Origin of the sequence: Streptomyces sp. NPDC020983 (assembly GCF_044333485.1) — a bacterium.
Classification (GTDB): Bacteria; Actinomycetota; Actinomycetes; order Streptomycetales; family Streptomycetaceae; genus Actinacidiphila.
The window spans coordinates 1-2,008 of record NZ_JBIRRA010000040.1; the positions used below are offsets into that span (position 1 = coordinate 1).

The following is a 2,008-nucleotide window of genomic DNA, read 5'->3' on the forward strand; positions in this document are numbered from 1 at the left end:
CCGCCGGTGATCAGGACGGTGCCGTCGGGGTCGAGTGGGGGTGGCACGGTCAGGACGATCTTGCCGGTGTGCCGGGCCTGGCTCATGTGGCGCAGCGCCTGCCGTGCCCGGGCCAGCGGCCAGACCGTGACCGGCGGCGGGGTGAGCGCCCCCTGCGCGAAGAGCCCGGCGAGCGTGTGCAGCATGGCGGCCGTCCGCGCCGGTCCCGCATGGCTCACCAGGTCGTACGCCTCGTAGCGGATGCCCGGGTGGGCCGCGGTGACCTGCTCGGGGTCGCGGATGTCGGTCTTGCCCATCTCCAGGAACCGGCCGCCGTCGCCGAGCAGCCGCAGCGAGGCGTCGGTGAAGTCCCCGGCGAGGCAGTTGAGGACGACGTCCACGCCGCGGCCCCCGGTGGCGTCCCGGAAGGCGGTCTCGAAGTCGAGGTCCCGGGAGGAGGCGCGGTGTTCGGCGTCGATGCCCATCTCTTCCAGGACGGCGTGCTTGGCGGGGCTGGCGGTGGCGTAGACCTCGGCGCCGATGTGGTGGGCGATCTGCACGGCGGCCGTGCCCACCCCGCCGGTGGCGGCGTGGACGAGGACGCGCTCGCCCGCGGTCAGCCCGCCCAGTTCCACCAGGCCGTACCACGCCGTCAGGAACGCGATCGGCACGGCGGCGGCCTGGGCGTCCGTCCAGCCGGGCGGTACGGGCACCAGCGTGCGGGCGTCGGCGACCGTGACGGGGCCGAACGCCCCCTCGAACAGGCCGAGCACCCGGTCCCCGGGTGCGACCGACGTCACGTCGGGCGCGGCCTCCAGCACCACCCCCGCGCCCTCGCCGCCCAGCCCCCGCCGGTCGGGCACGACGCCCAGCGTCACCATCACGTCGCGGAAGTTGACACCCGCCGCGCGCACACCGACCCGCACCTGCCCCGGCCCCAGCGGCTCCAGCGCCTCCGGTCGCTCCTCCGCCACCAGGTCGTCGACCGTGCCCGTCCGCTCCTCCGCCACCACGAGCTGCCAGGCCGGGGCCTTGACGGGCAGTGCGACACCGGCGGTCTCGTCCGCCCCCACCAGCCGCGGCACCAGGGCCGTACCTCCGCGAAGCGCCACCTGCCCCTCGTCCGCCGCGAACGCCGCGCCCAGCGCGGTGACGAGGCCGGGCGCCGGATCGGCGTCCAGGTCGAGGAGGGCGAAGCGGTCCGGGTGCTCGGTCTGGGCGCTGCGCACCAGTCCCCACACGGCCGCGGCGGCCGGATCGACGGTGCCGCCGCCGTGCGGTCCTTCCTCGCCGGGCGCCACCGCTGCGGTGCCGCCGCGCGTCACGACCACCAGCCGGGACCCGGCGAAGCGCGGCTCGGCCAGCCATTGCTGCGCCGCCGCCAGCACGTCCGCCGCCGGCCCGGCGTCGTCACCGTCCGCCCGGGGCGTGTGGCGCAGCACGACGGGCGGAACGGGCGCCCCGCCGTCCACGGCCGCGACGAGCGCGCCGAGATCCGCGTGGCGCGCGGCCCCGGGGAAAGCCTCGGCGTACGTCCCGTCGTCGCCGACGAGAACCCAGCCCTCGTCGGTGTCCGGTGCCGGGGTGGAGGGCGGCGGCAGCGGCGTCCAGCGCACGCGGTAGAGCCCGTCGCCCCGGCCCTGGGGGGCGAGCAGGCGGGCCGTGTCGACGGGGCGGCTGGTGAGGGCCTCGGCGGTGAGGACGGGACGCCCGGCGGCGTCGCTGAGGACGACGCGGTATTCGTCGTCGCCGCGCGGCGTGATGCGGACCCGCACGTCGGTGGCGCCCGGGGCGTGCAGGACGACGCCGCTCCAGCTGAAGGGGAGCCAGATCTCACCCGCCGGCTTGCCCGCGGTCGCGATGAGGGGGTGGAGGGCGGCGTCGAGGAGGGCGGGGTGGAGGGTGTGGGTGTGGGGGGTGGTGGTGGGGAGGGTGATGTCGGCGAGGAGGTCGTCGCCGTGGTGCCAGAGGGTGTGGAGGCCTTGGAAGGTGGGGCCGTAGTGGTAGCCGTGGGTGGTGGCGCGGTCGT

General features: G+C 76.8%; 1 protein-coding gene. It reads right to left on the minus strand.

Going from position 1 to position 2,008, the window contains the following annotated elements:
* Positions 1-2,008: zinc-binding dehydrogenase (locus ACH4SE_RS36420; protein WP_398547880.1), on the minus strand; the 2,008-nt coding region annotated here is incomplete at both ends.